This window comes from Priestia sp. VA7 (assembly GCF_055710015.1).
The window spans coordinates 435,734-460,510 of record NZ_JBVQPN010000004.1 but is presented as its reverse complement, the minus strand read 5'-3'; the positions used below and the strand labels follow the sequence as shown (position 1 = coordinate 460,510).

24 protein-coding genes and 2 riboswitches are annotated in these 24,777 nt (G+C 39.0%); of the genes, 5 read left to right on the top strand and 19 right to left on the bottom strand.

What is annotated here, in order from left to right; genetic code table 11:
* Positions 1-63: 63 nt before the first annotated feature.
* Positions 64-172: riboswitch (TPP riboswitch) on the bottom strand.
* A 192-nt stretch (positions 173-364) separates the two neighbouring features.
* The 3 genes from AC0C45_RS20165 to AC0C45_RS20155 all read right to left on the bottom strand — a co-directional run bounded on the left by AC0C45_RS20165 (position 365) and on the right by AC0C45_RS20155 (position 3,056).
* A complete protein-coding gene (locus tag AC0C45_RS20165) occupies positions 365-1,582 on the bottom strand; it encodes an MFS transporter (RefSeq protein WP_034652520.1) in 1,218 nt (405 codons plus the stop codon).
* Positions 1,583-1,678: 96 nt separating this feature from the next.
* A complete protein-coding gene (locus AC0C45_RS20160) occupies positions 1,679-2,278 on the bottom strand; it encodes a TetR/AcrR family transcriptional regulator (RefSeq protein ID WP_034652522.1) in 600 nt (199 codons plus the stop codon).
* Between the two features lie 313 nt (positions 2,279-2,591).
* Positions 2,592-3,056: a GNAT family N-acetyltransferase gene (locus tag AC0C45_RS20155; RefSeq protein ID WP_013082980.1), complete on the bottom strand. Its 465-nt coding sequence runs from the start codon at positions 3,054-3,056 to the stop codon at positions 2,592-2,594.
* A 170-nt stretch (positions 3,057-3,226) separates the two neighbouring features.
* On the opposite strand from AC0C45_RS20155, the gene AC0C45_RS20150 reads away from it, so the two are divergent.
* Entirely contained in the window at positions 3,227-3,733 is a 507-nt protein-coding gene (locus AC0C45_RS20150) for a hypothetical protein (protein WP_472928645.1), read from the top strand.
* Positions 3,734-3,830: 97 nt separating this feature from the next.
* Here the strand turns inward: AC0C45_RS20150 and AC0C45_RS20145 are convergent, their stop codons facing one another.
* Positions 3,831-5,330: a UDP-N-acetylmuramoyl-L-alanyl-D-glutamate--2,6-diaminopimelate ligase gene (locus AC0C45_RS20145; RefSeq protein WP_237893947.1), complete on the bottom strand. Its 1,500-nt coding sequence runs from the start codon at positions 5,328-5,330 to the stop codon at positions 3,831-3,833.
* Between the two features lie 462 nt (positions 5,331-5,792).
* On the opposite strand from AC0C45_RS20145, the gene AC0C45_RS20140 reads away from it, so the two are divergent.
* The gene (locus tag AC0C45_RS20140) at positions 5,793-6,401 is read left to right on the top strand and encodes a DNA-3-methyladenine glycosylase (protein ID WP_016763949.1); all 609 of its coding nucleotides are present in this window, start codon (positions 5,793-5,795) and stop codon (positions 6,399-6,401) included.
* 68 nt (positions 6,402-6,469) lie between these two features.
* Here the strand turns inward: AC0C45_RS20140 and AC0C45_RS20135 are convergent, their stop codons facing one another.
* From AC0C45_RS20135 to AC0C45_RS20115, 5 genes are all read right to left on the bottom strand, one after another.
* Positions 6,470-7,438: a sugar phosphate isomerase/epimerase family protein gene (locus AC0C45_RS20135; protein WP_472928643.1), complete on the bottom strand. Its 969-nt coding sequence runs from the start codon at positions 7,436-7,438 to the stop codon at positions 6,470-6,472.
* A gap of 1 nt (position 7,439) precedes the next feature.
* The gene (locus AC0C45_RS20130) at positions 7,440-8,444 is read right to left on the bottom strand and encodes a Gfo/Idh/MocA family protein (RefSeq protein WP_237893946.1); all 1,005 of its coding nucleotides are present in this window, start codon (positions 8,442-8,444) and stop codon (positions 7,440-7,442) included.
* A gap of 12 nt (positions 8,445-8,456) precedes the next feature.
* Entirely contained in the window at positions 8,457-9,482 is a 1,026-nt protein-coding gene (locus AC0C45_RS20125; RefSeq protein ID WP_016763946.1) for a Gfo/Idh/MocA family protein, read from the bottom strand.
* 32 nt (positions 9,483-9,514) lie between these two features.
* A complete protein-coding gene (locus AC0C45_RS20120; protein WP_013056851.1) occupies positions 9,515-10,240 on the bottom strand; it encodes a ThuA domain-containing protein in 726 nt (241 codons plus the stop codon).
* Between the two features lie 89 nt (positions 10,241-10,329).
* The gene (locus AC0C45_RS20115; protein WP_016763945.1) at positions 10,330-11,361 is read right to left on the bottom strand and encodes a LacI family DNA-binding transcriptional regulator; all 1,032 of its coding nucleotides are present in this window, start codon (positions 11,359-11,361) and stop codon (positions 10,330-10,332) included.
* A 250-nt stretch (positions 11,362-11,611) separates the two neighbouring features.
* On the opposite strand from AC0C45_RS20115, the gene AC0C45_RS20110 reads away from it, so the two are divergent.
* Positions 11,612-12,187: a cell wall hydrolase gene (locus AC0C45_RS20110; protein ID WP_472797414.1), complete on the top strand. Its 576-nt coding sequence runs from the start codon at positions 11,612-11,614 to the stop codon at positions 12,185-12,187.
* Between the two features lie 30 nt (positions 12,188-12,217).
* On the opposite strand, the gene AC0C45_RS20105 is transcribed toward AC0C45_RS20110, so the two are convergent.
* The 3 genes from AC0C45_RS20105 to AC0C45_RS20095 form a co-directional block, all read right to left on the bottom strand.
* On the bottom strand, positions 12,218-13,552 hold the full coding sequence (locus AC0C45_RS20105; RefSeq protein WP_237893944.1) for a sodium-dependent transporter: 1,335 nt from the start codon (positions 13,550-13,552) through the stop codon (positions 12,218-12,220).
* A gap of 176 nt (positions 13,553-13,728) precedes the next feature.
* Entirely contained in the window at positions 13,729-13,911 is a 183-nt protein-coding gene (locus tag AC0C45_RS20100; RefSeq protein ID WP_013056847.1) for a hypothetical protein, read from the bottom strand.
* Positions 13,912-14,213: 302 nt separating this feature from the next.
* The gene (locus AC0C45_RS20095; RefSeq protein WP_013082968.1) at positions 14,214-14,960 is read right to left on the bottom strand and encodes a TspO/MBR family protein; all 747 of its coding nucleotides are present in this window, start codon (positions 14,958-14,960) and stop codon (positions 14,214-14,216) included.
* 226 nt (positions 14,961-15,186) lie between these two features.
* Positions 15,187-15,284: riboswitch (TPP riboswitch) on the top strand.
* A 95-nt stretch (positions 15,285-15,379) separates the two neighbouring features.
* Here AC0C45_RS20095 and tenA point away from each other — a divergent pair.
* Entirely contained in the window at positions 15,380-16,069 is a 690-nt protein-coding gene (tenA, locus tag AC0C45_RS20090; RefSeq protein ID WP_016763941.1) for a thiaminase II, read from the top strand.
* Between the two features lie 28 nt (positions 16,070-16,097).
* On the opposite strand, the gene AC0C45_RS20085 is transcribed toward tenA, so the two are convergent.
* The 3 genes from AC0C45_RS20085 to AC0C45_RS20075 are packed head-to-tail and all read right to left on the bottom strand — an operon-like array spanning position 16,098 to position 18,606.
* Positions 16,098-17,498, bottom strand: coding sequence for an aldehyde dehydrogenase (locus AC0C45_RS20085; protein ID WP_171777301.1), 1,401 nt, complete (start codon positions 17,496-17,498; stop codon positions 16,098-16,100).
* Positions 17,499-17,511: 13 nt separating this feature from the next.
* A complete protein-coding gene (locus AC0C45_RS20080) occupies positions 17,512-17,814 on the bottom strand; it encodes an ArsR/SmtB family transcription factor (protein WP_016763939.1) in 303 nt (100 codons plus the stop codon).
* A gap of 12 nt (positions 17,815-17,826) precedes the next feature.
* Positions 17,827-18,606, bottom strand: coding sequence for an SDR family NAD(P)-dependent oxidoreductase (locus tag AC0C45_RS20075; protein ID WP_034652547.1), 780 nt, complete (start codon positions 18,604-18,606; stop codon positions 17,827-17,829).
* 308 nt (positions 18,607-18,914) lie between these two features.
* Here AC0C45_RS20075 and AC0C45_RS20070 point away from each other — a divergent pair, with 308 nt between their 5' ends.
* On the top strand, positions 18,915-20,147 hold the full coding sequence (locus AC0C45_RS20070) for a helix-turn-helix domain-containing protein (RefSeq protein WP_237893943.1): 1,233 nt from the start codon (positions 18,915-18,917) through the stop codon (positions 20,145-20,147).
* Between the two features lie 75 nt (positions 20,148-20,222).
* Here the strand turns inward: AC0C45_RS20070 and AC0C45_RS20065 are convergent, their stop codons facing one another.
* The 4 genes from AC0C45_RS20065 to AC0C45_RS20050 form a co-directional block, all read right to left on the bottom strand.
* The gene (locus tag AC0C45_RS20065; protein WP_237893942.1) at positions 20,223-21,710 is read right to left on the bottom strand and encodes an FAD-dependent oxidoreductase; all 1,488 of its coding nucleotides are present in this window, start codon (positions 21,708-21,710) and stop codon (positions 20,223-20,225) included.
* Positions 21,711-21,826: 116 nt separating this feature from the next.
* On the bottom strand, positions 21,827-22,417 hold the full coding sequence (locus tag AC0C45_RS20060; RefSeq protein WP_047931653.1) for a superoxide dismutase family protein: 591 nt from the start codon (positions 22,415-22,417) through the stop codon (positions 21,827-21,829).
* 188 nt (positions 22,418-22,605) lie between these two features.
* A complete protein-coding gene (locus AC0C45_RS20055) occupies positions 22,606-23,091 on the bottom strand; it encodes a YusW family protein (protein ID WP_237893941.1) in 486 nt (161 codons plus the stop codon).
* Between the two features lie 116 nt (positions 23,092-23,207).
* The gene (locus AC0C45_RS20050; RefSeq protein WP_013082960.1) at positions 23,208-24,590 is read right to left on the bottom strand and encodes an aspartate kinase; all 1,383 of its coding nucleotides are present in this window, start codon (positions 24,588-24,590) and stop codon (positions 23,208-23,210) included.
* Positions 24,591-24,777: the final 187 nt, after the last annotated feature.

Here is a 24,777-nt window from a genome sequence, read left to right as displayed (position 1 = left end):
CTTTTCATTTAGTTTTAACACTGCAAAAAAAAACAAAAAAGCACCTTGCATGCGCAAAGTGCTTTGGTATGTACTCACATTCCCTGCGCTGGCATTATCCAACAGGTTCAAATGGTCAACAGGCGTCCCTGTACTCTCAGCCTGCTCCGCGCAAGCTCCCATACTATTCTTGTTACGTATAAAGTTTACTATTAACCTTTTTTATTTGCAACCATTTCACTATTTTGCCGATAAAATAAAGCTTCTCTATAGGCTGAGTACCATTGTAAACCTTACACCTTTACTAAAAGAATAATCAAAAGACCTCCAGTAAGCTACTCGAGGTCTTCAATTCCCTAGGAATTCTATCATTTTTTCCTTATGGTTATTTCTCTTGAACCGCTTGATTTCTCACAGCTGTTTTTCTGTCCTTCCCTGTTCTTAAAGATAAAAGAAAACAAAGCAGCAGTACAAGTGCAGCTGATACGTACGGATAATTAATGTTTATATCAAAGAGAAAGCCTGCTACAACTGGTCCAATAATATTCCCAAGACTTGTATAAGCAGAATTTAGTCCGGCTACATACCCTTGGTCGTCTTGTGCCATCATCGACATTTGCGTGCTGATTGCCGGACGTAAAATATCTGTTGCTAAAAAGACGATGAATGTCACAACAATAATAAGCCAGTACGTGTGCACAAACAGCGTAAGTAAAATAAAAAGTCCCGTCATCATCAAGCAAAACGAAATCACTCTTTTTTCACCAAACTTATTTAAAATCCAGCCAAAAATCGTAACCTGCACTACAGCCCCCGCAATAGAGCCAAACGTAATAACAAACGCAATATCTTTTGGCGTAAAGCTAAATTTATGATCAACAAATAGTGAAAAAATCGTTTCATAATTGGATAATCCAAACGATGTCACAAAAACAATAATTAAACTTAGAAAATAAGGTTCTTTATAGGAATTCATAAGCTGCAGTAGCAGCCGATCTTCTTTTGGATTCTCATTGTTTGAAACAGCATGATTTTGTACAGGACGAGACTCTGGCAAAACAAAAAGCGTAATCACTGCAGCCAAGCCTCCTGCTACTGCGGCCATATAAAATGGTACACGCATGCCGTATTCAGCTAAAAAGCCTCCAATACCGGGCCCAATAATAAATCCTGTTGTAATCGCCGCCGTCACATAGCCCATTCCTTTAGCGCGTTCTTTAGCAGACGTGACGTCCGCTGTATAGGCCATAACAGCAGGCATAATAAGCGCGGCCCCGACCCCGCCTAACATTCTCGATACAAATAATAAAAGAGGTGTACTCACTGAACCAAAGAACCATTCAGACAAAGCAAAAACAATCATTCCCGCTACAATAATTTTCTTTCTCCCTAATGAATCTGATAACCGGCCCGCTAAAGGTGAAAACAGAAATTGAGTTAGTGAAAACACCGCTACTAAAAGCCCCATCACGCTGCCGTTGATATGAAGCTCCGTCATATATGTTGGCATAATTGGAATAACGAGACCGATTCCTGTAAAAATAATAAAAATGTTTAGCATGAGCAGCAAAATCGCCGCTCGATTTCTTAACAATAATGACATATAAACCTCCTGATTACAAAAATACTGAACGTTCGGTCTATAAAAATACAAAATAATGAGGGATTACTCATTACCGCAATAAGCATCCCCGATTATTTAAGAAGACCTTGCTATAATTCCGTTTAAAAATACATCGATTGCTGAATGATAAAGCTGCAGGGCATTTTCCGTGTTCATTTTTCGAGACATGCGGCTCATTCCAACAAACAGCCCTTCTAAAATCACTGCAAGCTGTTCTGCATTTTTAGGAGAAAACTCTCCTTCATCAATGCCTTTTTGCAAAAGTTCCCGGTTAAACTCCACGTGTCGTTTCACCATTTCATCAATTCGCTCTTCGATGTCGCTGCCCTTTTCCTCGTTGTTAAAAAACTCATCGGCGGCTTTCGTAAGAGGATGATTCAAATCATCTAAAATGATTTGCTCCGCAATTCCAAAAAGCTTATCTCTTGTTGTTTTGTAAAGAGACTCTCTTTCTTTCCAGTTTCGTTCCCACTCGAGATCCCATTCGTCTATTAAATAGAGAAAAAGCCCTTCTTTACTTTTAAAGTGATAATAAATATTCCCTTTACTGCTTCCCGTAGCTTCTACAATTTCCTCAATAGATGTAGCTTTATAACCTTTTTGAGAAAACAATGCTTTAGCGGCATCTGCCACTTTTCTTTTGGTTTGTTCACTTTGAAGCTTTTTTTTATTCAAGCTATTTCCACCGCCCCGCACATTTATTATTTATACTGAACATTCGTTTTGTATTATCTGACACCTATACTACATAGGAAAAACCTTTTTGTCTAGTGAAAAAGCCTAGTTTATACCTTTTTATATGAATTATGACAAAACAAAAAATAAATAGGTGGAGACATAACTAAATCAACCGCTTGAAGCAACTACATATACGAAACCTACGTTCACCATCCCCATGACAAATCCGAACGAGTTGGATTCTTCATCAAGAATCTTGATTCCTCGTTCGGATTTTCATTCAACTAAAATACTTTTGTCCCATCCTCTTTTAATCATTCAATTTCTTTGTCATAAATACACTGTATGGATCTTCTTTGTAAGTAGAAAACGGTTCGCACTCGTAAAATCCAAAACTGGCGTACAGCTTTCTAGCCGGTTCAAAAGCAGACGCGGATCCAGTTTCTAAGCTTAAGCGTCGGTACCCTCGTTTTTGTGCTTCATTTATTATGTACTGCAGCAGCTTCCTAGCAATTCCTTTTCGCAAATGAGCCGCGGCTGTTCGCATCGATTTAATTTCTCCGTGGTGCTCATCTAACTCTTTTATAGCCCCGCATCCTGCTAGCTGGCTGTCTTCCCACACGCTCCAAAACGTAATATCACGGTGTTTTAAGCTTTCAATATTTAGAGCATGAATACTTTCAGGGGGTGAATGTAAGTTCATTCCTTGAAGGTGAGAACTTACTAGTTCAATAACTTCATTGTTCGTTAAGTGGTCTCTTTTTATTTTAATCATTTTCTCTTCCTTCCTGCTACTAAGGGGTGGTCAACTACAAACCGACTTATGAATAAATTCACTGCCGACCTTTAAAAATCCTTTTATACACTCCCTTCTTTTTCTCCAGTTATTAAAACCGACTTTGCCAAGCAGATATTTCATACATTGTTAAACGGAGGTGAAATTCGTTGAAGAAGGTTTTATTTTGTCTTGTCCCTCTTTTGTTTTTATTATCCGCCTGCTTTAGTGATCCTGTTCAAGATGATTTAATCGACTATAACAACCAAGATTTAAAAAAAGCCGCTCAGCTTGAAAAAGAAGCGATTGACTCATACGATTCTGTTACAGACGCTAACTACACAAGTGACGCGGTGATGTACGATACGATGACGAGTGAAGTCATTCCTACCTATCGTAAATTTGTTGACGAACTAGAAAACATCGATGTAGAAACCGACGATCTTCGAAAGGTTCATGAAGGCTATATAAAGGCTGCCAATACCCAGTATAATGCTTTCATTAAAATTGTCAGCGCTTTAGAAAAGCAGGATCGCAACCTTATTGCTGAGGCAAACGCTATGCTTGATGAGGCACGAAAAGGCATACGCGATTACAATGCAGCTATTAAAAAGCTGGCTAAAGAACATGATGTGAAAATTGAAGAACCAAAAACACAGCGAGAAAATAGCCTATAGTTTTGATGCAAAAAGAAGGTCTCTAAAAATAGTAAGAGACCTTTTTTCGTATGCTGTTTCAATTTCTCCACGTTCGTTCGATAAATGAAGAAGAGTATTAGGAAATATTGCTTAACGATGCATAATAAGAGGCAATAATTTCTTCATCTGAATGCGGAATTTCGTTGCCTTTTACAAGCTGAGCGCCGTTAATACAGCCGCTTGTGAGTAAAATAATATCATTCGGCTTTCCTAAAGAAAGCGACTTTAATACTCCTTCTGTTCGAGTAGGGGCACGGTGAATATTACTTGCGCTTGGATTTGAAAAACCCGTCATTACTTGATCTACAATTACGTTCGGATCATGGTGACCTGGATGATCAACAGTTACGACAATTTCATCTGCTTTTCCTTCAATGACACGCGCCATTTTAGGCATTTTATTAAAATCTCGAATGCCAATCCCTGCAATCATGACAATTAGCTGGTTATACTCCATCTTTTTTACTTCTTCTACTAAACGCGTAAGGGCAACAGGCGTATGGGCATAGTCTAAAATCACTTTTTGGTTATTAGGACCTTCTATCACTTGAAAGCGCCCTTCTGGACTTTCCAATTGAGGAAGCACGCTAATAATATCCTCAATGTGGTATTCAAAGTGAAGAGCTGTACCAATGGCCGCTAGCACGTTAGCAATGTTGTAATCGCCATATACAGGCACTGCTACTTTGTATGACTGTCCTTTATACAGTAAATCAAAGAAAGAGCCTCCGTCTTTGGCAGTAATATTTTTTGCTTGCAGAGTGGCCTCCGCATTATTTAATAAGCTATACGTGACTTTAGTTCCTTCAAATAGCCTGCTTAAGTCTTTACCCATGTCCTGATCATCTATATTAATAACGGCATGTTTTGCCTGCTGAAATAATTTCATCTTGCACTTTTTATAGTGTTCAAACGTTTTATGATACTCTAGATGCTCTTCTGAAAGATTTGTGTGAATGGCTACATCAAAATAAATATTTTCTACTCGCTGCTGATCAATCGCAATTGAAGATACTTCCATCACTGCCGCTTCGTCGCCTCTTGTATACAAATCATAAAAAATTTTATGCAAGTCTACCGATTCAGGTGTTGTAGGCGTACTTTTTTTATAAACTAACTTCTTCTTTGATGACCAAATGCCGGTCGTGCCAATCGATCCTGTCGGCAATTTTAAAAGGGTTAAAAGCGACCTTACGTAAGCTGCTACGGTTGTTTTACCATTTGTACCTGTAACGCCAATTGTCTCAATTTTTTCATCCGTATAATCAAAATACATTTTAGAAAAAGATGCCATTACTTTGCGAACGTCGTCAACTGCTAAAAACGTACAGTGAGAATACTGAGTGCTCAAAAGACGCAGCTCCTCAATGCTTGTCCCAAAGACTGCTACGGCTCCTCTGGCTATAGCTTCTTTAATATATTGATGTCCATCTTCATTTTCACCTTTTATACTAAAAAATACTGATCCGTCGTGAACCTGCTTTGAGTGATATGTCAGATAGTTGATCGTTTGAGATGCAGGCCCAAAAATATGTTTAATTGATAAGTTCATTAATGTATCAAAGTGGATGTTCATAGCTATTCCTCACAGTGTATAAATTTTATTTTTAATATGTTCTAAAATCCCTTAAATACTCTTTGAAGGATATTTTTTCTTTATTTCCATTTATAAAGAACTTTCTACAATTCAATCTTTTTATTTTGCTTTCATGTGTAGAACGAAAATAAAGAAAAGACGGATCACTATTTTTCAAAACTAAAATTATGTAAAATATGGATGAACTGTGTATATCATACCAGCAGCAAAAGCGAAGTATTGTAGTAAAATATTCCCCCTATACGTGCAAAACGAAACCATTCTTTCAAATAAAATAATTTCATAGAGTAAGTTGAATCATGATAAATACTTGAACGTGGGGTAAGAAAGATTACTGTATTAATCAGTGCCTTCCTTTGCAAAATAACAAAGAAAACATCATAATAAAAGATGCGCATAACAGCGTGAATGACTCTGTTTTGAAAGGATGGACTACAGCAAATGACGCGTTCTCTTTTAGCGATTGAACCACTTCCTCTTTTATTTTATCAACAGCCTACACTTGAATTAGCTCAGTCGCTGTTAGGATGTCTTCTTGTTCACGAAACGGCGGAAGGAACTGCATCTGGTTTCATTGTAGAAACTGAGGCTTATAAAGGGCCTTTCGACCGAGCAGCTCATAGCTTTAATAACCGGCGCACAAAAAGAACGGAGGTAATGTTCGGTCCTTCTGGTCATGCCTATACGCATACAATGCATACACATTGTTTACTCAATGTTGTAAGCAGCGACATCGATTGTCCAGAAGGCGTCCTCATTCGAGCTATTGAGCCATTTAGCGGAAAAAATTTGATGAAACATAGACGTCGAGGGATGGAAAATGAAATAAATTGGACAAACGGCCCTGGGAAACTAACAAAAGCACTAGGGGTTTCAATGGATTTGTACGGTCATGATTTAACCAGTCCTCCTCTTTATATTGCTCGTGGCTTCACTCCTTCAGAGATTTCCGCCGGACCTCGCGTTGGCATTGATAATTCTGGTGAAGCGAAGGATTACCCTTGGCGTTTTTGGGTTGCCAATCACCCGTTTGTATCGAAATTCAGGTGAACAAAAGGCGAATTGATTTATTAACGAAAATAAAAGAAGCACCTCTTTTTAGAGATGCTTCTTTTTGCTTATGCCCACCACATTTGTGAGGGAGTTTCTTCAATTAATACACTTTGTAAGTTTGTAACCGCGCGTTTAAATCCTTCTTCAATCGACATGATTGGATCTTCGTGCTCAATGCTGACTACATAATCGTATCCGTATGTGCGAAGTGCACTCATCATATCAGACCACTCTTTTACATCATGTCCGCATCCTACGGATCTAAACGTCCATGCACGCGTTTGGACTTCTCCGTATGGCTGCATATCTGTTAGGCCATACATGTTAATATTATCTTGGTCCAAGTACGTATCCTTTGCGTGGAAATGATGAATTGCATTTTCTTTTGCTAAAATTTTAATAGCTCCTACCGGATCAATTCCTTGCCACCATAAATGACTTGGATCAAGGTTAGCGCCAATCGCTGGACTTGTTTTTTCGCGAAGCTTTAGGAGCGTATACGGAGTATGAACTAAAAATCCGCCGTGAAGTTCTAAACCAATTTTTACATTTTGCTCCTCCGCTAGTTCTCCAATTTCTTTCCAATAAGGAACAAGCTTATTTTCCCACTGCCAATTCAATACGTCTCCATACTCTTTAGGCCAGGGAGTAACAGGCCAGTTTGGGTACTTCGCTTCTTCGTGATCTCCAGCTGTTCCAGAGAAGCAGTTAACCACTGGAACATTTACTAATGATGCTAGTTGAATGGTCTTGCGAAGCGTTTCGTCAGATTCTTTTGCAAAACTTGCCTCAGGTGAAATAGGATTGCCGTGGCAGCTAAATGCGCTGATTGTAAGTCCGCGGTCTTTTATCTGCTTCATATATGCTTCTCTTTTTTCTTCATCTTCAAGCAGCTCATCTAGCGGACAATGGCTGTTTCCCGGATAGCCGCCCGTTCCGATTTCAACAGCATGAAGACCTGCTGCTTTTACTTTATCTAACATCTCTTCAAAAGAAAGATCCGCAAATAAGACCGTGAATACTCCAAGTTTCATTTTAATTTCCTCCTGTGCGATATATTTCGTCAATAATAGCTGAGACTTGAAGCGCTTCTTGTGGCTTTACCACTAATTCAGCATTTCCTTTACACGCTTCAACGAAATTTTTAGCCTGACTCAGGCTGTAATTATCTTCTCCATCTATCCACGGTGACGTACTGTTCATGAGCATACCGTTTTTAGACGTGTATAGTTCAAATGGAAACACGCTTAAACCGCCCTCTACCCCTGATATGCTTACGTGCTCTTCATCATCTTGGATATTAGCAGCCCAAGAAGTTTCTAAAAGAAGCGACGCTCCATTTTCAAATTTAATATAGGCCGTTACATGATCATCTACGCTGAATGTTTCATGATCAAATGCTCCCCATTGATTTAATTGGTTAGGCGTTTTACTCAGGTCATTATATGTACTTCCCAGCACTTCAGTATGCTTTGGGTTTCCCATCAGCCAAAGCGTTAAATCAAGCAAATGGCAGCCGTAATCAATTAAGCTGCCTCCTCCTTGAAGATCTTTGTTCGTAAATACTCCCCAACCGGGAACCTTTCGGCGACGCATTGCTCTGACACGTGCAACTAATGGGCGCCCTACCTCTGTCATCATTTTTTTCGCAGCCTGCGCTTCTTTCATGAATCGGTAATGATACGCAATCGCTAACTGCTTACCCGATTCTCTAGCAGCAGCAAGCATTTTTTCACCTTGCTCTTTAGACATCGCCATTGGCTTTTCACATAGGACGTGAACGCCTGCTTTTAGCGCTTCTACTGCAAACTCGGCGTGAAATTTATTCGGTGTACAAATACATACAGCATCCACTTCTTTAAACATATCTTTGTAATCAACAAATACGTGAGGGATATTATGCTCATTGGCTACCTCTGTGGCTCTTTCACTATTAATATCGCTAAGCCCCCAAATCACACATTCATCACCCAGTTGCTTGAATGCCGGGATATGCCTGCTTACAGCAATCCCTCCTGCTCCGATTATGCCAATTCTCACGTTTTTCACCTCTTACACGCGCGTAATTTGTTTCGTTTGACTTGATTTTAAAGCTGCTAAAATAACAGCAAGTGATTTTAATCCTTCTTCACCAGGAACAGGAGATTCTTTATCTTCCGCCACTGCATCTACAAATTGTTCAATGACGTGAGAATTACTTTGTCCGCCTTCATCGTTCGACTGGATTTTTCCTAATTCATAGTTCACCACTTCACCCGTTGCATATTGTGCAACTAATGAATACGTCGGATCGTCCTCCAAACGAAGAATCCCTTTCTCTCCGTAAACGATCGTGGAGTTATCTTCTTTTCCATTGTAAGCCCAGCTTGCCGCAAGCGTCCCGATAATCCCGCTTTCCGTTTTTAATACGCACACAGCATTGTCATCTACATTTGCAAAGTCTTTTGCATTGCTTTCTACAAATGCACCGACTTCTACAATTTCTTCATTCAATATGTAGCGGAGCATATCAGTTTTGTGAACGCCTAAATCCCCCATAGCCCCAATAAACGCTTCGTCTTTTTTGAAGAACCAGCTGTCTTTTCCGTCCACGCTCCAACCTTCAGGACCACCGTGGCCAAAAGCCGTACGGAAACTGTAAATTTTACCGATTTCCCCTTTTTCAATAAGTTCACGAGCTTTTTGATGAGAAGCTACAAAGCGCTGATTATGTCCGATCATTAGTTTTTTACCGTTTGTTTTTGCTGCTTCAATCATTGCTTTCGCTTCTTCTTCTGATGTTGCCATCGGCTTTTCACACAGGACATGAACTCCGCTGTTTAACGCTGCAACCGAAATAGGCGCATGAAGATAATTGGGCGTACATACGCTCACTGCTTCCACTGTACCGCTTGCTAAAAGTTCTTCGTAGTTTGTGTAAGCTTTTACACCGTACTGCTGTGCTACGCTGTTTGCACGTTCTGTGTTTATATCGCAAACGGCTACTAATTCTACTTGTTCATTCATCTTATATTCTGGTAAGTGACGGTGTTGCGCAATGCTTCCGCACCCAATAACGCCAATTTTTACTTTTGCCATCTTTCCTATCCCCTTTGCTTAAGCATTATTAATTAGTTTTTAACAGCGATTGATTCAAGCGGTTGCGCATTGCCGTAAACAGGACGTTTTCTCTCCGCTGGCTTCGCCCATTTAATAGCATTCATAATGACACGCTGAATGTCTTTGTTATGGTATGTTGGATATGTTTCATGTCCAGGTCTGAAATAAAATACTTTTCCGTTTCCGCGTTTGTACGTGCAGCCGCTTCTGAAAATTTCTCCGCCTTCAAACCAGCTCGTGAAAATTAGTTCATCAGGTGCTGGAATATCAAAGTGCTCTCCATACATTTCTTCGCGCTCAAGCTCGATAAATTCACCAATACCTTCCACAATCGGATGGCTCGGTTCTACTACCCACAAGCGCTCTTTTTCATCTGCTTCACGCCATTTTAAGTCGCAGCTTGTGCCCATTAACGTTTTGAAAATTTTAGAAAAATGACCTGAGTGTAAGACAATAAGCCCCATACCGTCTAGCACGCGCTGCTTTACTTTCTCAACGATGTCATCTTTCACTTCGTCATGTGCTAAATGACCCCACCATACTAAAACATCCGTTTGATTTAATACTTCTTCAGTCAACCCGTGTTCTACTTCGTCTAATGTTGCGGTGTGTGTACGAAACCCTCCTTCTTCTAAAAAAGAAGCAATGGCACCGTGAATGCCTTCAGGGTAAATTTCTCTTACAACCGGATTTTTCTGTTCATGACGATTTTCATTCCATACTGTAACATTAATCATTTTCATATCCCCTTTTTTTGTGAATGCTAACTTATATCCCCTTTTTTTATAAAGGCTAAACTTTGGTTAACCGGTTAACTTACTGCGGTTCACCCGCGCTTAGCAGTTGAATCTCGAATAATAAGTTCAACCGATAATTTCACATGCTGCAGCGTGCTGAAACGGTGTTCAATTGCTTGAATAACCGACGTCGCGGCGACGACTCCTTTGTTAAATACATCTTGACGAATGGTTGTTAGACTGGGAGATGCATAGCTACTAAACGTTATGTCATCAAACCCTACGATTGAGTAGTCCTGCGGAATTTTTTTCCCCTTTTCTTGCAGTGCTTTCATAATTCCAAGCGCCAGCGTATCAGAGGATGCAAAAACCGCCCGAATATCCTTGTGATCTTTCAGCAGCTTGTTCCCTAAATTGTAACCGTTATCAAACGAACTTTCGTTCACTTCAAAAACAAACGTCTTTGATGGCGTAATGCCCGCTTCTTTTAATGCTTTCTCGTAGCCTATATACCTCTTTTTATCCACTGGACTATTGACGAGGTGATGAGCAACAAAGGCAATTTCTTTGTGCCCCAAATTCACTAAATGGGTTGTAGCTAGATATCCTCCATACTCATCGTCTACAGAAATATGATGATAATCACGTTCGTACCTTTCATATGTATCTACTAGCACAATCGGATTCGATAACGCTTTCATTTTCTCATACAATCGATGCGGGAAGGCTCCTAAAAACAGAAGACCATCAATATTTCTCGTTCGAATCCATTTTAGGCAATCAGCCGGGCTACTCGCTCCAGATATGACTAGATCATAACCATGCTTACGGATTACATATTCAATTCCACTAATCATTTCACTGTAATAATGGTTATCTTTAAATATAGTAGAAAGTGAATCATCTGTAAGCGGGAACATAACGCCAATCATATTTGACTTTTGTTTCGAAAGGCTAACGGCGGTTAAATTTGGTTCGTAGTTTAATTCTTTTACCGCTGTTAAAATTCGCTCTTTTGTTTCATCGGATACTTTGTTAATTCCGTTTAAGACGTAAGATACTGAAGCTGCGGACACTCCTGCATGCTTCGCTACATCACGAATCGTTATCTTTTCTCCCATAAAATCTCTCCAGTTAAACGGTTAACTATTTACTCGTTCATTATAATTCACTCCTTTATTATCAGTCAACGTATTTTTCAAATTATCTGTTAACTATTATAATTTCTTCCTAGATTGGTATGTTTTAAGCAGTGACAAGATGTATTGACACCTGTTAATCTTTGAAACGTACATATAAAGTTCGGTGCACAGCACGCACCGATCCGTGAAAAAAGGGGCGTTCAAAAGGATTTCAGGAGGTACTTACTTTATGTTTAAGAAACTAGCAATTATTGGAGCACTAGCGGTTCCTATGTTCGGCATGAGTCACGTGGCAAATGCCGCTGAAACAACCCATCGCGTAAAAGCTGGAGAGACTCTTTACAAGATTGGCGCTGAATACGGAGTTACGGTTGAACAGTTAAAAGAAGCGAATCACAAATCTACCGACTCTATTAATGCAAATGAAACACTAACAATCCCTAACTCTATTAGCGAAAGTGATAAAGAATTGTTAGCTCGCCTTGTACAAGCTGAAGCAAAAGGCGAACCTTACGCTGGCAAAGTGGCTGTAGCAACAGTTGTCTTAAACCGCGTGGATAGCGATTCTTTCCCAAATTCTATTCATGATGTGATTTATCAAGGTACACAGTTTACACCTGTACAAAACGGTGAAATTAATAAAGCAGCGGATGCTGAAGCAAAAAAAGCTGTAAATGAAGCACTAGCTTTTAGAGGCCAAGGAAAAGGTTCGTTATTCTTCTTTAATCCAGATAAAACAAGCGACCAATGGCTTCGTCAAAAACAGGTTACGATTACAATCGGAAATCACGTTTTTGCAAAATAAACAAAAAAAGCACTCAGATGAGTGCTTTTTTTAATATGCAACAAGTAAGCTTAATAGAACAGCTATAATAATAATAGGCAATACGTATTTAACTAGAAAGAACCATGCGTTGAATAATTTAGCGCCTTTTGTACTTCCTGAAATAAACTCTTCATACACGGCTTCTTTTTTCATTTTAAATGTCACAAAAATCGCAATGGCTAAACTTCCCAGAGGCAGCATTAAGTTGCTCACAAAAAAGTCAGCTACGTCAAATATACTTCTGCCAAAAAGTGAGACATGTTTTAGTACACCAAACGAAAGCGCTGATGGGATACCTACCACAAACACAAGAATCCCTGATAAAGAAGCGTAGCGAGTTCGTTTTGTCTGATCGTCTTTGGTTAAAGCAGCTACGATAATTTCCAGCAGTGAAAAAGCAGACGTAAGCGTAGCAAATAGAAATAAAATTAAAAACAGTGCTAAAAAGAGGGTACCAAACGGCATTTTCTCAAATACTGTTGGCAAGACCACAAACAAAAGTCCAGGTCCTTCAGTTGGCTTTAATCCAAATGAAAAAACGGCTGGAAAAATAGCCAAGCCCGCCAGCAGCGAAACAAACAAGTTCAAAAGAGCAATAGTACCAGCTGAACGTGTCAAGCTTACTTTTTTCCCTAAATAAGAGCTATATGTCACCATGCAGGATAATCCCACGCAAAGCGAGAAAAACGACTGACCGAGCGCATAGAGAACAGATGCCCCTGTAATGGCTGAAAAATCCGGTTTCAAAAAGAACTTTACTCCGTCCATTGCTCCGTCTAATGTTAAAGAACGCACCACGATAATGATAAAACAGATAAATAACAGCGGCATCATGTATTTATTAGCACGCTCTATTCCTTTTTGTACGCCTTTTGAAATAACAAACACTGTAATTAATAAAAACAGCGCCTGTGCACCTAATACTACATAAGGTTGGCTAATGACGGCATTGAACAACGGGCCGTACTCTTTTCCGCTTAGCATACCGGTTACGCTCATAATCGTATATAAAATCACCCAGCCGCCAACGACGCTGTAAAAGGAAAGCAAAACGACACAGCTTAGTACTCCCAGCCTGCCAATCCATACCCAAGCGGATTTTGGAGCAATTGCCTTATAAGCACTAATCGCTTCTTTCCCCGTATGTCTTCCAATGATAAATTCTGCCAACAGAAGCGGCAATCCAATAAAAATCGTAAATAAAATAAACAACGCAAAAAACGCTCCACCGCCACTGGTTCCCGTTACGTATGGAAACTTCCATATCGCTCCTAGACCAATTGCTGCCCCAGCAGATGCTAAAATAAAACCGAGGCGTGAAGACCACTGATTTCCTTTACTCATATAATGTTACTCTCTCCTCTTCTAAACTCAAAACTCACCTGATTAGTACTGTACCATAAATGCAGAAGAAAATCATTCCCGTTTTACTTTTTTCTATAAAACGATATCTATATAGAATAGAAAAAATGAAGAAGCAGCTGCTTCTTCATTTTAAGTTTGATGTTTCTATTCAAAAATCATTCTCTGTACGATGATTCGTCTCCGCGATAGGCTTCTTGATTTGATATTTCTTCAATATGCATATGCCCTTCTCTCTCTAAACGAAGAACCGTACGCTCTGCATCTTCATAGCTCTCGCATGTCACTTGTTTATATTCCATATCATCTTTATCTGTGTAAGCAACTAAATATGTTTCCATTTTAACTCCTCCTATATAACCTATATGTAACGTATTTTGCCTTTTTCGTTTATTTCTAAACATATAGGCTCCAAACATAAAGCCTAGCATACTATAGTAGCGGAACTTCAATTTAAAAAAGTTGAATTTTTCATTATGCACCGATGCAACATGGAGGTTACACTTATGACATTTATTTTATCATTCGTACCAATTGTTGTTCCTTTTGGTATTTTAATTAGCTTAATTGCTTTTACAGCTGCTTTTTTACAATCAAAAGAGCATCATAAAAAGCTCTAGCTTACAAAAGCTAGAGCTTCTTTTTAAAAACGTCTATAGCGTTTAATCAATCCCACAATGATGGCAATTGCTAATAAAACAACTGAAATGATGACAGTAATGACAATTGGCTGATTTCCACTTTGCTTCACTGCAATGGCAATATAAGCCCAAATAAAAACAAGCGGATAAACAGCGTCTCGGTTTTTTAATGTAAACATAATGCCCAGCACAGCTCCTACCAGCAGCATAATAATCGTCCATGCTAACTCGTTTAAGCCAATCAAGTGCTGTATTCCATTTGCTTGAAATACGACAAACACATTGACAATAGTCGCAACAGAAATCCATCCAAGATAAAGCGAAATCGGCAGACGCATAAACCATGTCGTCATTCGAGAATGCTGAATAGTGGAATACACAATCATTAATGTGCCTAGAATAAAGAGCATAACTAAAAGAGATAACTTATAGTAATCGTTTTGGAAAATAAAGATCCACGCACTATTTAACAAACAGTTTAGAAAAAACCAAATGCCGATACGTGCATATATTTCCTTTTGATCTTCTCTTGCAAAAAATTGGCGTATAACCCAAATGGTTAATAATAAATAAATAACGCCCCAGATAGCAAAGGCATAACCCGCTGGTGTAAACAACGTAGGAACTTGCGCAGAAGCTTCTCCCGTTGTTTTGCCTCCTATTGGAATGGCATTTGCTAAATAATTCACAAGTAGTGTAATAGCCAAGCCTACTGTATTTAATACAGCATACAAACGAAATTTCGCCATTTTGTTCTCTCCTTTCTTCTATTTATATGGGAGTGTTTCGGAGACGAAAACGGCTCTTCCCTTCATTAATACCTCTTCTTCCCTAAAAATATGCATTTTTAAACAAAAATGATTAAAAATAGCTTTAAGAAAGTTCCTCTTTAAGAAAGAAAAGTTGTTAGCACACAATTCCCCATAACGCTTTCTATTTTTCAGAATATATGGTAAGTTAAACGTAGATTAATAGGAAGTCCACTAGGGGTGCCACCGGCTGAGACAAGTTTTCTTGATCCCTTTGAACCTGATCTGGCTCATACCAGCGTAGGAAAGTGGCAATGTTCAGTTTTTTACTGTCCTTTGCCACTCCGTTTATAAACGGAGTGTTTTTTATTTCCTTTATGTGCTTGTTTGTGACTTCCTCATATTAAAGGAGGATTTTGATGTCATTTTCATCTCAATTAAGACAAGAAGCAAACTATATTTACGAAGCCATTTTTAACCATCCTTTTATTAAAGGAATTGCTGAAGGAAACGTGCCAAAAGAAGCGCTTATTCACTACGTTTCTCAAGATTACGAATACTTAACAGCATTTGTTCGCATTTACGGCGCTGCTTTAACAAAATGCCGCACGCGTACCGAAATGGAAGCCTTTAATGCCGGCATTTCTACGGTATTACATAGTGAAGTACACCCTCACAATAATTTTTGTGAAGTAGCAGGCGTACGTTATGAAGACCTTCACACTGAGACGCTTTCACCGACGGCCAGCCACTACATTAACCATATGACAAGTGTTGCGCATACAGGCAGCTTAGCAGAAATCATTGCAGTGCTTCTTCCATGTCCATGGACGTACGTTGAAATTGGCCAGCGCATTACAGAACAAGTAAATCCATCTCCTTCTCATCCTTTTTATGAATGGATTCAGTTTTATAATAATGAAGAAATGAATGGCACAACACAATGGTTTTGTAACAAGCTTGATGAACTCGCCGAACAAGCGACTGAAGAAGAACGTAACCGTATGAAAGATCACTTCATCAAAAGCTGTGAACTGGAGTATTTATTTTGGGAAATGGCATATACCCAAGAAAAATGGCCGCTTTCTCAGCTTTTACTTTCAAAATAACGAAAAAGCCTCCTATCAGGAGGCTCTTTTATTTCAATAGTTTTTTAATCATTTTCAAGCTTTGTTTTTCCGAAGGATAGCGGAATGACAAATCAAACTTGGTTGTTTGAGACAGCATGCTTTTAAAATGAGTGAATGTCTGAAAGCTGTCTTTTCCATGATATTGACCCGTGCCGCTTTCTCCCACTCCGCCAAACGGCAAATATGGCGTAGCGATATGCATAAGCGTATCGTTTATACAGCCTCCTCCAAATGAAAGGCGCTCCGTTATCACGTTTTGCACATCTTCACTTTCTGTAAATAAGTAAAGAGCTAACGGCTTAGCTTTTTCTTGAACTTTATGAATGACTTCGTCTAGTGTTTCATATTCAATCATAGGAAGAATAGGCCCAAAGATTTCTTCTTGCATAACATCTGATGTCCAGCTTACTTCACTTAACACCGTAGGTTCTATTGTTAGCGTGTTTTTATTGTACCCGCCTCCAACTATAGCATTTCCGTCTTTTAAAAACTCAACTAGCCGAGTAAAATGACGCTCACTGACAATACGGCCGTAGCGGTTGCTTTCAAGTGGATTACTACCGTAAAATTGAGAAATTACTTCGCGAAGTTTCTCTACAAGCTGCGCTTTCACTTTTTTATGCACGAGCAAATAATCAGGAGCAACGCACGTTTGGCCTGCATTCATCCCTTTACCAAACATAATTCGCTTCGCTGCAAGATCTAGGTTTGCGTCTTCATGTACAATGCACGGACTTTTTCCGCCTAGCTCAAGCGTGACTGGAATAAGCTGCTTCCCTGCTTCTTGCATAATAATTTTCCCTACATTTACACTTCCCGTAAAGAAAATATAATTAAGCGCCTGTTTTAAAAGCAGGCTTGTCGTTTCTACAGCGCCTTCAATCACCGTCACAAATGCTGGGTCAAAAGCTTCAGCCAGTAATTCTTGTATAACGCGAGATACGCTAGGCGTTAATTCAGAAGGTTTTATAATCGCCGTGTTTCCAGCAGCAATCGCTCCTACTAAAGGAGACAGTGCTAATTGAAACGGATAGTTCCACGGAGCAATAATTAACGCGACTCCATACGGTTCAGGAACAATTTTCCCTTTAGAGCCCACATGTGTTAAAGCAGTTTTTACTTTTTTAGGCTTCATCCATTTTGCTAAATGCTTAAGCGTAAATCGAATCTCCTCTAGTAAAATCCCAATTTCCGACGTGTAAGCCTCTACTTCAGATTTATTTAAATCTTGTTTTAAAGCATCCATAATTCTCTGCTCGTTTTGTTTGACTGCGTCTCTTAGCTTATTCAGCGCTTGAATGCGGCTGCTGATACTCTTTGTCTTTTGCGCATAGAAATACTGCTTTTGTGTAGAAACAATATGTTCAATGACTGTTTCATCTGTGATATAGAATCGCTCGTGGTTCATTCCTTTCATCTCCCTATAAACATTCGGCTTCAACTGTAGCAAGCAAGTTTTTTAATAGCTCAACTGCCTCATTCAAAGCTAATGAATAATATCTCTGCGTTCCTTTTTGCTCAATTTGCACAAGCTTTTGATCGCGTAGAATTTTTAAATGATGAGAAATCGCCGGTCGTGATAGAGTAGACTCGTTTGCAATTTCATTAACGGTTAAAGGCTCTTTTTCGGCGAGCAGCAAAATAATATCTTGTCTTGCTGAATCACTTAGAGCCTGAAAAATGGGAATGCTGGCACGAAATAACTCGACTGCTTTTTCACTCATATAGATTCTCCTTTATTTAATTTCTTGTGTTCTGCGGACAACGGATGTAAGCCACTTTCTTGGCACGAAGCGCGGGATGAACGTAGCAAGACGAAACTGTACTCCTGGTACGATAACCGTCTGCCCTTTCATAAATTTTTTATAGCCAACTTTCGTTACTGTTTCTACATCCATTGCACCGCTTTGAAAAAGTTTGGAGTTGCTTAGCTGGGCTCGGTCGCTAAAACCCGTTTTAGTTGGACCCGGGCATAGAGCACTTACCGTTACATTGGTACCTCTTAATTCATTTTCAAGGGCCTCTGTGAAAGATAATACGTACGCTTTCGTTGCGTAATATACCGTCATAAGTGGACCTGGCATAAATGCAGCAACAGATGCAATATTTAAAATTTTTCCACGATTTCTTTTGATCATATCCGGTAAAAATAATTTTGTTAAATGAGTTAATGCTCGAATATTTAAATCAATCATGTTTAACTCTTCATCTAAAGCTGTTTCAATAAATTTGCCGTATAGTCCAAAACCAGCATTGTTCACTAAATAATCAACGTGCATTTTTTTATTTTTAAGTTCTTCATATAATGACTGTATCTCTTCCTCTCTTGATAAATCCTTAACAACCGTTATGACTTCAATATTATAAGTAGATTTTAAATTCTCTCCAATAGCCGCTAGTTTATCAGCGCTTCTGGCAACTAAAATTACAGGATGCCCATCCTTTGCGAATTGATAAGCTAACTCTTTACCTATTCCTCCCGACGCACCGGTGATGAGCGCATAATGCTGTGACATAGTGTTCACTCCTTACGTTTATATGTTCAAGAACTTAAACATTTAAACTTATCTTATAGAATTCATTTTTTCCCGTCAACTGTTTTCTATACTCTTCTTTTCTTTTGTATTTTCCATTTTTGCCATTTACGCATTTATGTACATTTTTTTACAAAATATGCGTTTTCTTTACATAGAAGGCTAATGTCGTCTAGTTTTGACAACCTTTGTCACCTAGCAGGAAAACAAGTGAAGATATGGTGAATACAACATACAACAAATAATCCATTACATAGTTGGATGAAAATAGATAAGGGAGGAAATGAAAAATGATAGAGACATATACAATTAAAAAAGTAAGTGATCAATTAGAGGTAGAAAAGAAAACGCTAAAACAATGGGAAAAATTATTGGGCAGCTATTTAACAATTGAACGAGTAGATGGTGCCCGTGTCTATACAGAGGAACAAATTGAATTATTTAATGATATTAAACAGCTGTTTGATGAACAATGTACGTTAGATGAAGTCAAAGAATACGTTCAGCTGCTGATAAAAGAACAAGAAGAACAGGAGCATTTAGTGATGGAATCTGAGGCAGCGGTTTCAAAAGAAGAAGAACCGGCACAGTTGAAAACTGCTAAAAAAGAAAACGTCATTGATTTTCAAGAACATTCCAATAAACAAATGAAGCAAGAAAAGAAAAAAGCTGCTGAAAAGCAGGAAAGCATTTCAGAAAATAAGCAAGAGAAGACCCCTCCTATACCTGAAGCACGATTAGCTACTGAAGAAGAAAAGCAGGCTATTTCTGCTTCTATTGAAGAGCCAAAACCAAACGACCTTGTTGTGAATGAAAAAGAACTGCTTCAAGGGGAATTAGTAGAAGCTGTTCGCCGCTATGAAGATGTGTTTGAAGTGCTTGATACATTTAAAGCTGATTTGTTAAAAGAAATGCGAGAAGGTATGCGAAATGAAGTTCGCGAAGAAATTGTCGGAGAAGTAAAAAGAGAGCTTGAAAAAAGCGCTACCCAAACTGTAGAAATGGTGGAGTCGGTTGGGGCATATATCTCTGAGTCTTCAGAACGCAGCGCAAGAGATGTAGAAAATATGTCTAAAAAAATTATCCGTTCTAACGAAAAATCGTTTGATGAAGTCACTTCTTTGATTGAAGATTATTCAACAATCGCTGAAGAGAAAACCGAGGATATGCGCCTTTTCATGAAAGATGTCATGGAGAATGCGGATGAATCCTCTAAAGAAATGCAGTATTTATTAGATCGATTCTCCAGTAATTCCACCGTTGCGATGAATCAAGTAAAATTTATGGTTGAAAAATTAAACAATTCTTCAACCAATACGACAGAAGAGCTTCGTGATTTAATTGATTCAATGAACGAGGAACGAGTCTATTATTTAAAAGAAATGGAGAAAGAGCGTAAGCTCCATCGTCAAAGCGTAGCTGAACGCGAAGAGATGTTTAGTGATTTTGTCCAAACCTTTAGACAAACCGCCGCTGCTGATATGAAGCGAAAACGGAAGTGGTGGAAGCTGTTCCTCTCCTGAAAACACCGGCCCTATGGTAATAGGGCCGGTGTTTTTTTAATAGTATGAACAATAGTAGTTTGTATGTAAGAAATGTTAAGGTAACGTATGGCGATGAGACGTTATACTTTGAAACACATGATAGCCGCTTACCGATACGCCTATAGTTCCCGCTCCCGGAAACACTGTATCTCCACATAACCACAGTCCTTGTAAGCCAGATCGATGCGAAATGCTGTTGAACAAGGCATGATCTAAAGTTTGCGGAAAGCCTCCCACTCCCCCGTTTGGGCGAGAGGTGAACCTTTCCCATGCTTTAGGAGCTCCCGAAATTTGATGCTCTGCTTTTTCAATGCTAGGAATAATGGTTTTAATGCCTGCTACCATTTTTTTCTCAAGAACTTGTTTTTGAAGGTCATAGGCTTCTTTGTTACTCCACTTGCTAAGATCAATGTGAGTAGACGTTGTAATTGTACGCTTGCCTTCAGGCGCTCGAAAACGATCATCAGGATGAGAGACTGAGAGAAATAAATGATTTCCTTCCGTCATTTCCCCTTGTTCGGATTGAAGTACTTGATGAAACAACTCTACCTTTTGCGGCAGATCTCTTTCATCAATCGCAAAATACATCGAAAACGTTCCCCACTGCGAAAGCTCGCTTTTTTCTTTTGCTCGCTTATGAATATGTTGGTAATCTTCATCATGCAGCAAAGACTTTAAGCTTTGAACCGGCGCGTTGCATACAATGTCTGATGCACAGTAACGATTACCTCTATGATCATGCACGATCCACCCGTCATTATCACGCTCTATCTTTACTACTTTCCTTCCTAGAATCGTTTTTCCTCCGTTGACTTTAATCGATTTTTGCAGCGCTTCTGCGACTTTGTATAAGCCACCTTTTACATAAAAAGCACCTTCGTGATAAATATCTAACGCTAAACATCCAATAAGCATTGAACAGTTCTCACTCGTTGTCTGCATGCTGTCTATTAATTGACCATCAGCAAAATGAAGAAAGTCCGCTTCGTCTAACAAGCTGTGTTTTTTTAGTAAATAACTAAACGATTGATGAAAATAAGGCAACAGCTTCACAGAACCAACATTCAACGAACTTACCAGCCTGCTCCACTCACCGACTGTTAGAGGAGGAAGAACCGGCAGAGACTGCATAAGCTTGCGAATTTCTTTTGCAATTCTAAAAACATTTTCATAAAAACTCCTAATATTTTTTGCTTTATGAGGAAATTGTTTTTGGAGATAGGAAATATGCTGATACCGGTCTTGATAATAAATCAGTGTACGATGAGGAAGATGAACTTTCATGATTTTCTCAAGAGAAACCTTTTCAATTTCTAGGCCAAGGTACGTGCCGATTCGCTCATGTATCCCTCCGTGCTCAAATCCCATTCCAAGCGTCGCCCCAACAGGAAACGTATACAAATGACGCTGAAATTTCCCTGCACAGCCTCCCCATTCTCGAGAAGCTTCTAAAACCGTCACTTCATAGTCATGTTTAGCTAAAAGCGCTCCCGCTGTTAACCCACCTATTCCTCCGCCTATTACGACAACTTGCTTATGCATGTTTTCACCTTCTTTAGCTCTTTCTTCTATTGTGCAAAAAAAAGAAGCTCACCGCAATTTAGAAGCGGCTCGTTACTGAAATAAAAAAGCCGTGAATGATCTCACAGCTTTTTGGCTTATTTTGTAATCACTCCACAAACAATCCGATCTCCTGAGTTTCCTGAAGGATCCGTTGTGTAGTCGTCGACTTTATCATGTATCACTAATGCCGATCCATCCATATCCAAAAGAGAATTCGGCTTTCCTTCTTGCAGCGTGACAAGAGAAGCAAAAATTTCTGTATCTACTTTGCCATTTGGAGCAACTTCTAGATTGGGCAAATCACCTGCATGCGGGCCTTTTGTATTTTTAAGGCCGTGTTCACGTTTAAAAGGATTAAAATGGGCACCCGCTGTTTTAAAATCCGGCACCTCACATTTTCCTATTTCATGAATATGAAATCCATGTCTCCCCGGTGAAAGACCTTGAGCAGTTAATTTAATGTGCACGCCGTTCTTTGCTTCTGACAGGGTAGCCTCTCCTACTTTTTTGCCCGATGTATTTGTTAAATCCACTTTAACAGGTTCTACTGATACTTCGCTTGTTTCTTTCGCTTCCTCTATTTTCAGGTGGTTTTCATGAGCATTATTTTGCTCTTTTACCATGCTGCATGCTCCTAACAATAACAGCACAAAGACTACGCATCCATTCATTATCAACTTTTGCATCCGTGATTCCTCCTTTTTCTTATTTATCACCATCCTTTCACTATTTTCCTTTTTTTAGACATCAAAAATAAGATTGAGACATACGTTCACCTTGCCAATGAAAAAATCGGAACGAGTTGGATTCTTAATGAAGAACCTCGATTCATCGTTCGGATTTTCCTTCAACTAAAATACTTTGCTTTAACGTCTTACTTCTGTTTAAAGTTGTATTCCTTTTCCGTTCCGTTTGAAAAACGAACTTCTAATTCAAACGACTGAAAATCTTTTTTTAGACCAAACACATCGATTACTTCCTTTTTTACATCTTCATCGGGCGTGCGCTGATCAAAATTTAACTTTTTAAATTTTGAAGATAATTTATTAAAAGCTTTATCTCCGTTCAAGTGCTCATCGTTAATATTATCATCCACTTTGGCTTCTATCTCATCATTTTCATTTTCGTAGTCGGCTTCATAATCATTGTTGAGCCCCTTATAATCTACTTCTAAATCAAATTTTGAAAAGTTAAAAGATGTGTTGTCGCTTTGATTATCATAGCTCATCGGCGTTCCGCCATTCGTCACGCCTTGTTTATTTTGAGCTTCTTTTGCTGGGGCTGCATCATCATTGTGGCATGCTGAAAGTACGCTAATACTTATAAGGGAAAAGAATATGAAAAAGGGTCGTTTCTTCACTGTATTTCCTCCTTTGACTTCACTCTTCCTTCCCTTTATGTCCACAAATTTGATTTTTATACGCCTTCACTAGAAAACCCCGCTCTCTAAAAAGAAAGGGGGGTTTTTCGTCTTGTTTATTTTACATTCGAATAAGAAATACTGTACATGCTGTTAAAATACGTATTGTAAAGAGCTTGAACGGCACGGTCTAAAGCATCTGCTTTCACACCAAACATCATGCTCACCTCAGAAGAACCTTGGTTGATCATTTCAAGATTCACTTCAGCACGAGCAAAAGCTTCTGTAGCTTTTGCAGCAATTCCTACTGTGCTATTCATTCCTTCTCCTACTACCATAACCATAGCAAGATCACGTTCAATAAAGATTTCATCTACCTCAAGTTCTTTTTCAATTCGAGCAAATACGCGCTTTTCAACATCTGGCGTAAGCTGATGCTCGCGCATGATGACAGAGATATTATCAATTCCTGAAGGGGTATGTTCGTATGAAATACCTTCATCCTCTAAAATTTCAAGCAATCTTCTGCCAAAACCAATTTCACGGTTTAATAAGTATTTGCTCACGTGGATATTGCAAAAACCTTTGTCCCCAGCGATTCCGACCACCGGCGTATCTCCGTGAGGACGCTCAGCTACAATGAATGTCCCCTTTGCTTCAGGATTATTTGTATTCTTTACACATACAGGAATGCCTAGTTTATAAACCGGCTCCAGCGCTTCATCATGGAAGACAGAAAAACCTGCATAGGATAGTTCACGCATTTCTCTGTATGTTACTTCTTTCATTTCATGAGGCTTTTCCACAAGTCTTGGATCTACGCTATAAATAGCATCTACGTCGGTAAAGTTTTCATACAAATCAGCTTTTACTCCCGCTGCTACAATTGAGCCTGTGATATCTGATCCACCGCGCGAGAACGTAACCATGTTCCCTTCTTCAGAATAGCCAAAGAATCCTGGAATCACCAAAATGCCCGAACGCTCTCTTAGCTGCGGTAATTTTTCATAAGACAGTGGAAGCACTCTTGCTCTTCCGGGTTCATCAGAAACAAAAATACCTGCTTCTTTTGGATTTACATAATGAGCTTCAAAACCTAAATGGTTTAAATAAGCAGCCATTACCTTTGCGTTATTATCTTCTCCACTTGCTTTTAGGCAGTCTAATAAGCGAAATGGATCGTTTTTATGTAAATCAATAAGTGATTGTAAATTCGTAATAATGTCAGTAATAATCGTTTCTGGCATAGACAAGTCCACAACGATTTCACGATAGCGATCAATTACTTGCCCAAACTCGTCTACGTAATCTTCTCCAAGCTGTATTTTGGCAGAAAGTGCGATTAGCAAATCTGTCATTTTTGTATCTTCTCCGTATCGCTTACCCGGAGCTGATACGACTACCAGCTTTCTCTCTTTATCAGACGTTACAATATGCGCAACCTGTTTAAATTTCTCTGCGCTTGCAACTGAACTCCCGCCAAACTTCGCAACCTTCATGTGTGAGACACTTCCTTACTTTGTTTTTAATATTCGATTATTGTACCATATTTTATCAAGTAGAAAAGCTCATCTATCTAACTTTTCTAAAAATTAAAGGAATACTACCGTAATTGTACTCTCATAAAGAACAAATGTCTACCAGAAAAACACAAAAAGACTGATTTTACATTATGTAAAATCAGTC

Excerpts from the sequence above, each read along its gene's own strand:
- AC0C45_RS20165 (WP_034652520.1), bottom strand. The coding sequence starts at position 1,582 with ATGTCATTATTGTTAAGAAATCGAGCGGCGATTTTGCTGCTCATGCTA.
- AC0C45_RS20155 (WP_013082980.1), bottom strand. The coding sequence starts at position 3,056 with ATGATTAAAATAAAAAGAGACCACTTAACGAACAATGAAGTTATTGAA.
- AC0C45_RS20145 (WP_237893947.1), bottom strand. The coding sequence starts at position 5,330 with ATGAACATCCACTTTGATACATTAATGAACTTATCAATTAAACATATT.
- AC0C45_RS20140 (WP_016763949.1), top strand. The coding sequence starts at position 5,793 with ATGACGCGTTCTCTTTTAGCGATTGAACCACTTCCTCTTTTATTTTAT.
- AC0C45_RS20135 (WP_472928643.1), bottom strand. The coding sequence starts at position 7,438 with ATGAAACTTGGAGTATTCACGGTCTTATTTGCGGATCTTTCTTTTGAA.
- AC0C45_RS20125 (WP_016763946.1), bottom strand. The coding sequence starts at position 9,482 with ATGGCAAAAGTAAAAATTGGCGTTATTGGGTGCGGAAGCATTGCGCAA.
- AC0C45_RS20120 (WP_013056851.1), bottom strand. The coding sequence starts at position 10,240 with ATGATTAATGTTACAGTATGGAATGAAAATCGTCATGAACAGAAAAAT.
- AC0C45_RS20115 (WP_016763945.1), bottom strand. The coding sequence starts at position 11,361 with ATGGGAGAAAAGATAACGATTCGTGATGTAGCGAAGCATGCAGGAGTG.
- AC0C45_RS20110 (WP_472797414.1), top strand. The coding sequence starts at position 11,612 with ATGTTTAAGAAACTAGCAATTATTGGAGCACTAGCGGTTCCTATGTTC.
- AC0C45_RS20105 (WP_237893944.1), bottom strand. The coding sequence starts at position 13,552 with ATGAGTAAAGGAAATCAGTGGTCTTCACGCCTCGGTTTTATTTTAGCA.
- AC0C45_RS20100 (WP_013056847.1), bottom strand. The coding sequence starts at position 13,911 with ATGGAAACATATTTAGTTGCTTACACAGATAAAGATGATATGGAATAT.
- AC0C45_RS20095 (WP_013082968.1), bottom strand. The coding sequence starts at position 14,960 with ATGGCGAAATTTCGTTTGTATGCTGTATTAAATACAGTAGGCTTGGCT.
- tenA (WP_016763941.1), top strand. The coding sequence starts at position 15,380 with ATGTCATTTTCATCTCAATTAAGACAAGAAGCAAACTATATTTACGAA.
- AC0C45_RS20085 (WP_171777301.1), bottom strand. The coding sequence starts at position 17,498 with ATGAACCACGAGCGATTCTATATCACAGATGAAACAGTCATTGAACAT.
- AC0C45_RS20080 (WP_016763939.1), bottom strand. The coding sequence starts at position 17,814 with ATGAGTGAAAAAGCAGTCGAGTTATTTCGTGCCAGCATTCCCATTTTT.
- AC0C45_RS20075 (WP_034652547.1), bottom strand. The coding sequence starts at position 18,606 with ATGTCACAGCATTATGCGCTCATCACCGGTGCGTCGGGAGGAATAGGT.
- AC0C45_RS20070 (WP_237893943.1), top strand. The coding sequence starts at position 18,915 with ATGATAGAGACATATACAATTAAAAAAGTAAGTGATCAATTAGAGGTA.
- AC0C45_RS20065 (WP_237893942.1), bottom strand. The coding sequence starts at position 21,710 with ATGCATAAGCAAGTTGTCGTAATAGGCGGAGGAATAGGTGGGTTAACA.
- AC0C45_RS20060 (WP_047931653.1), bottom strand. The coding sequence starts at position 22,417 with ATGCAAAAGTTGATAATGAATGGATGCGTAGTCTTTGTGCTGTTATTG.
- AC0C45_RS20050 (WP_013082960.1), bottom strand. The coding sequence starts at position 24,590 with ATGAAGGTTGCGAAGTTTGGCGGGAGTTCAGTTGCAAGCGCAGAGAAA.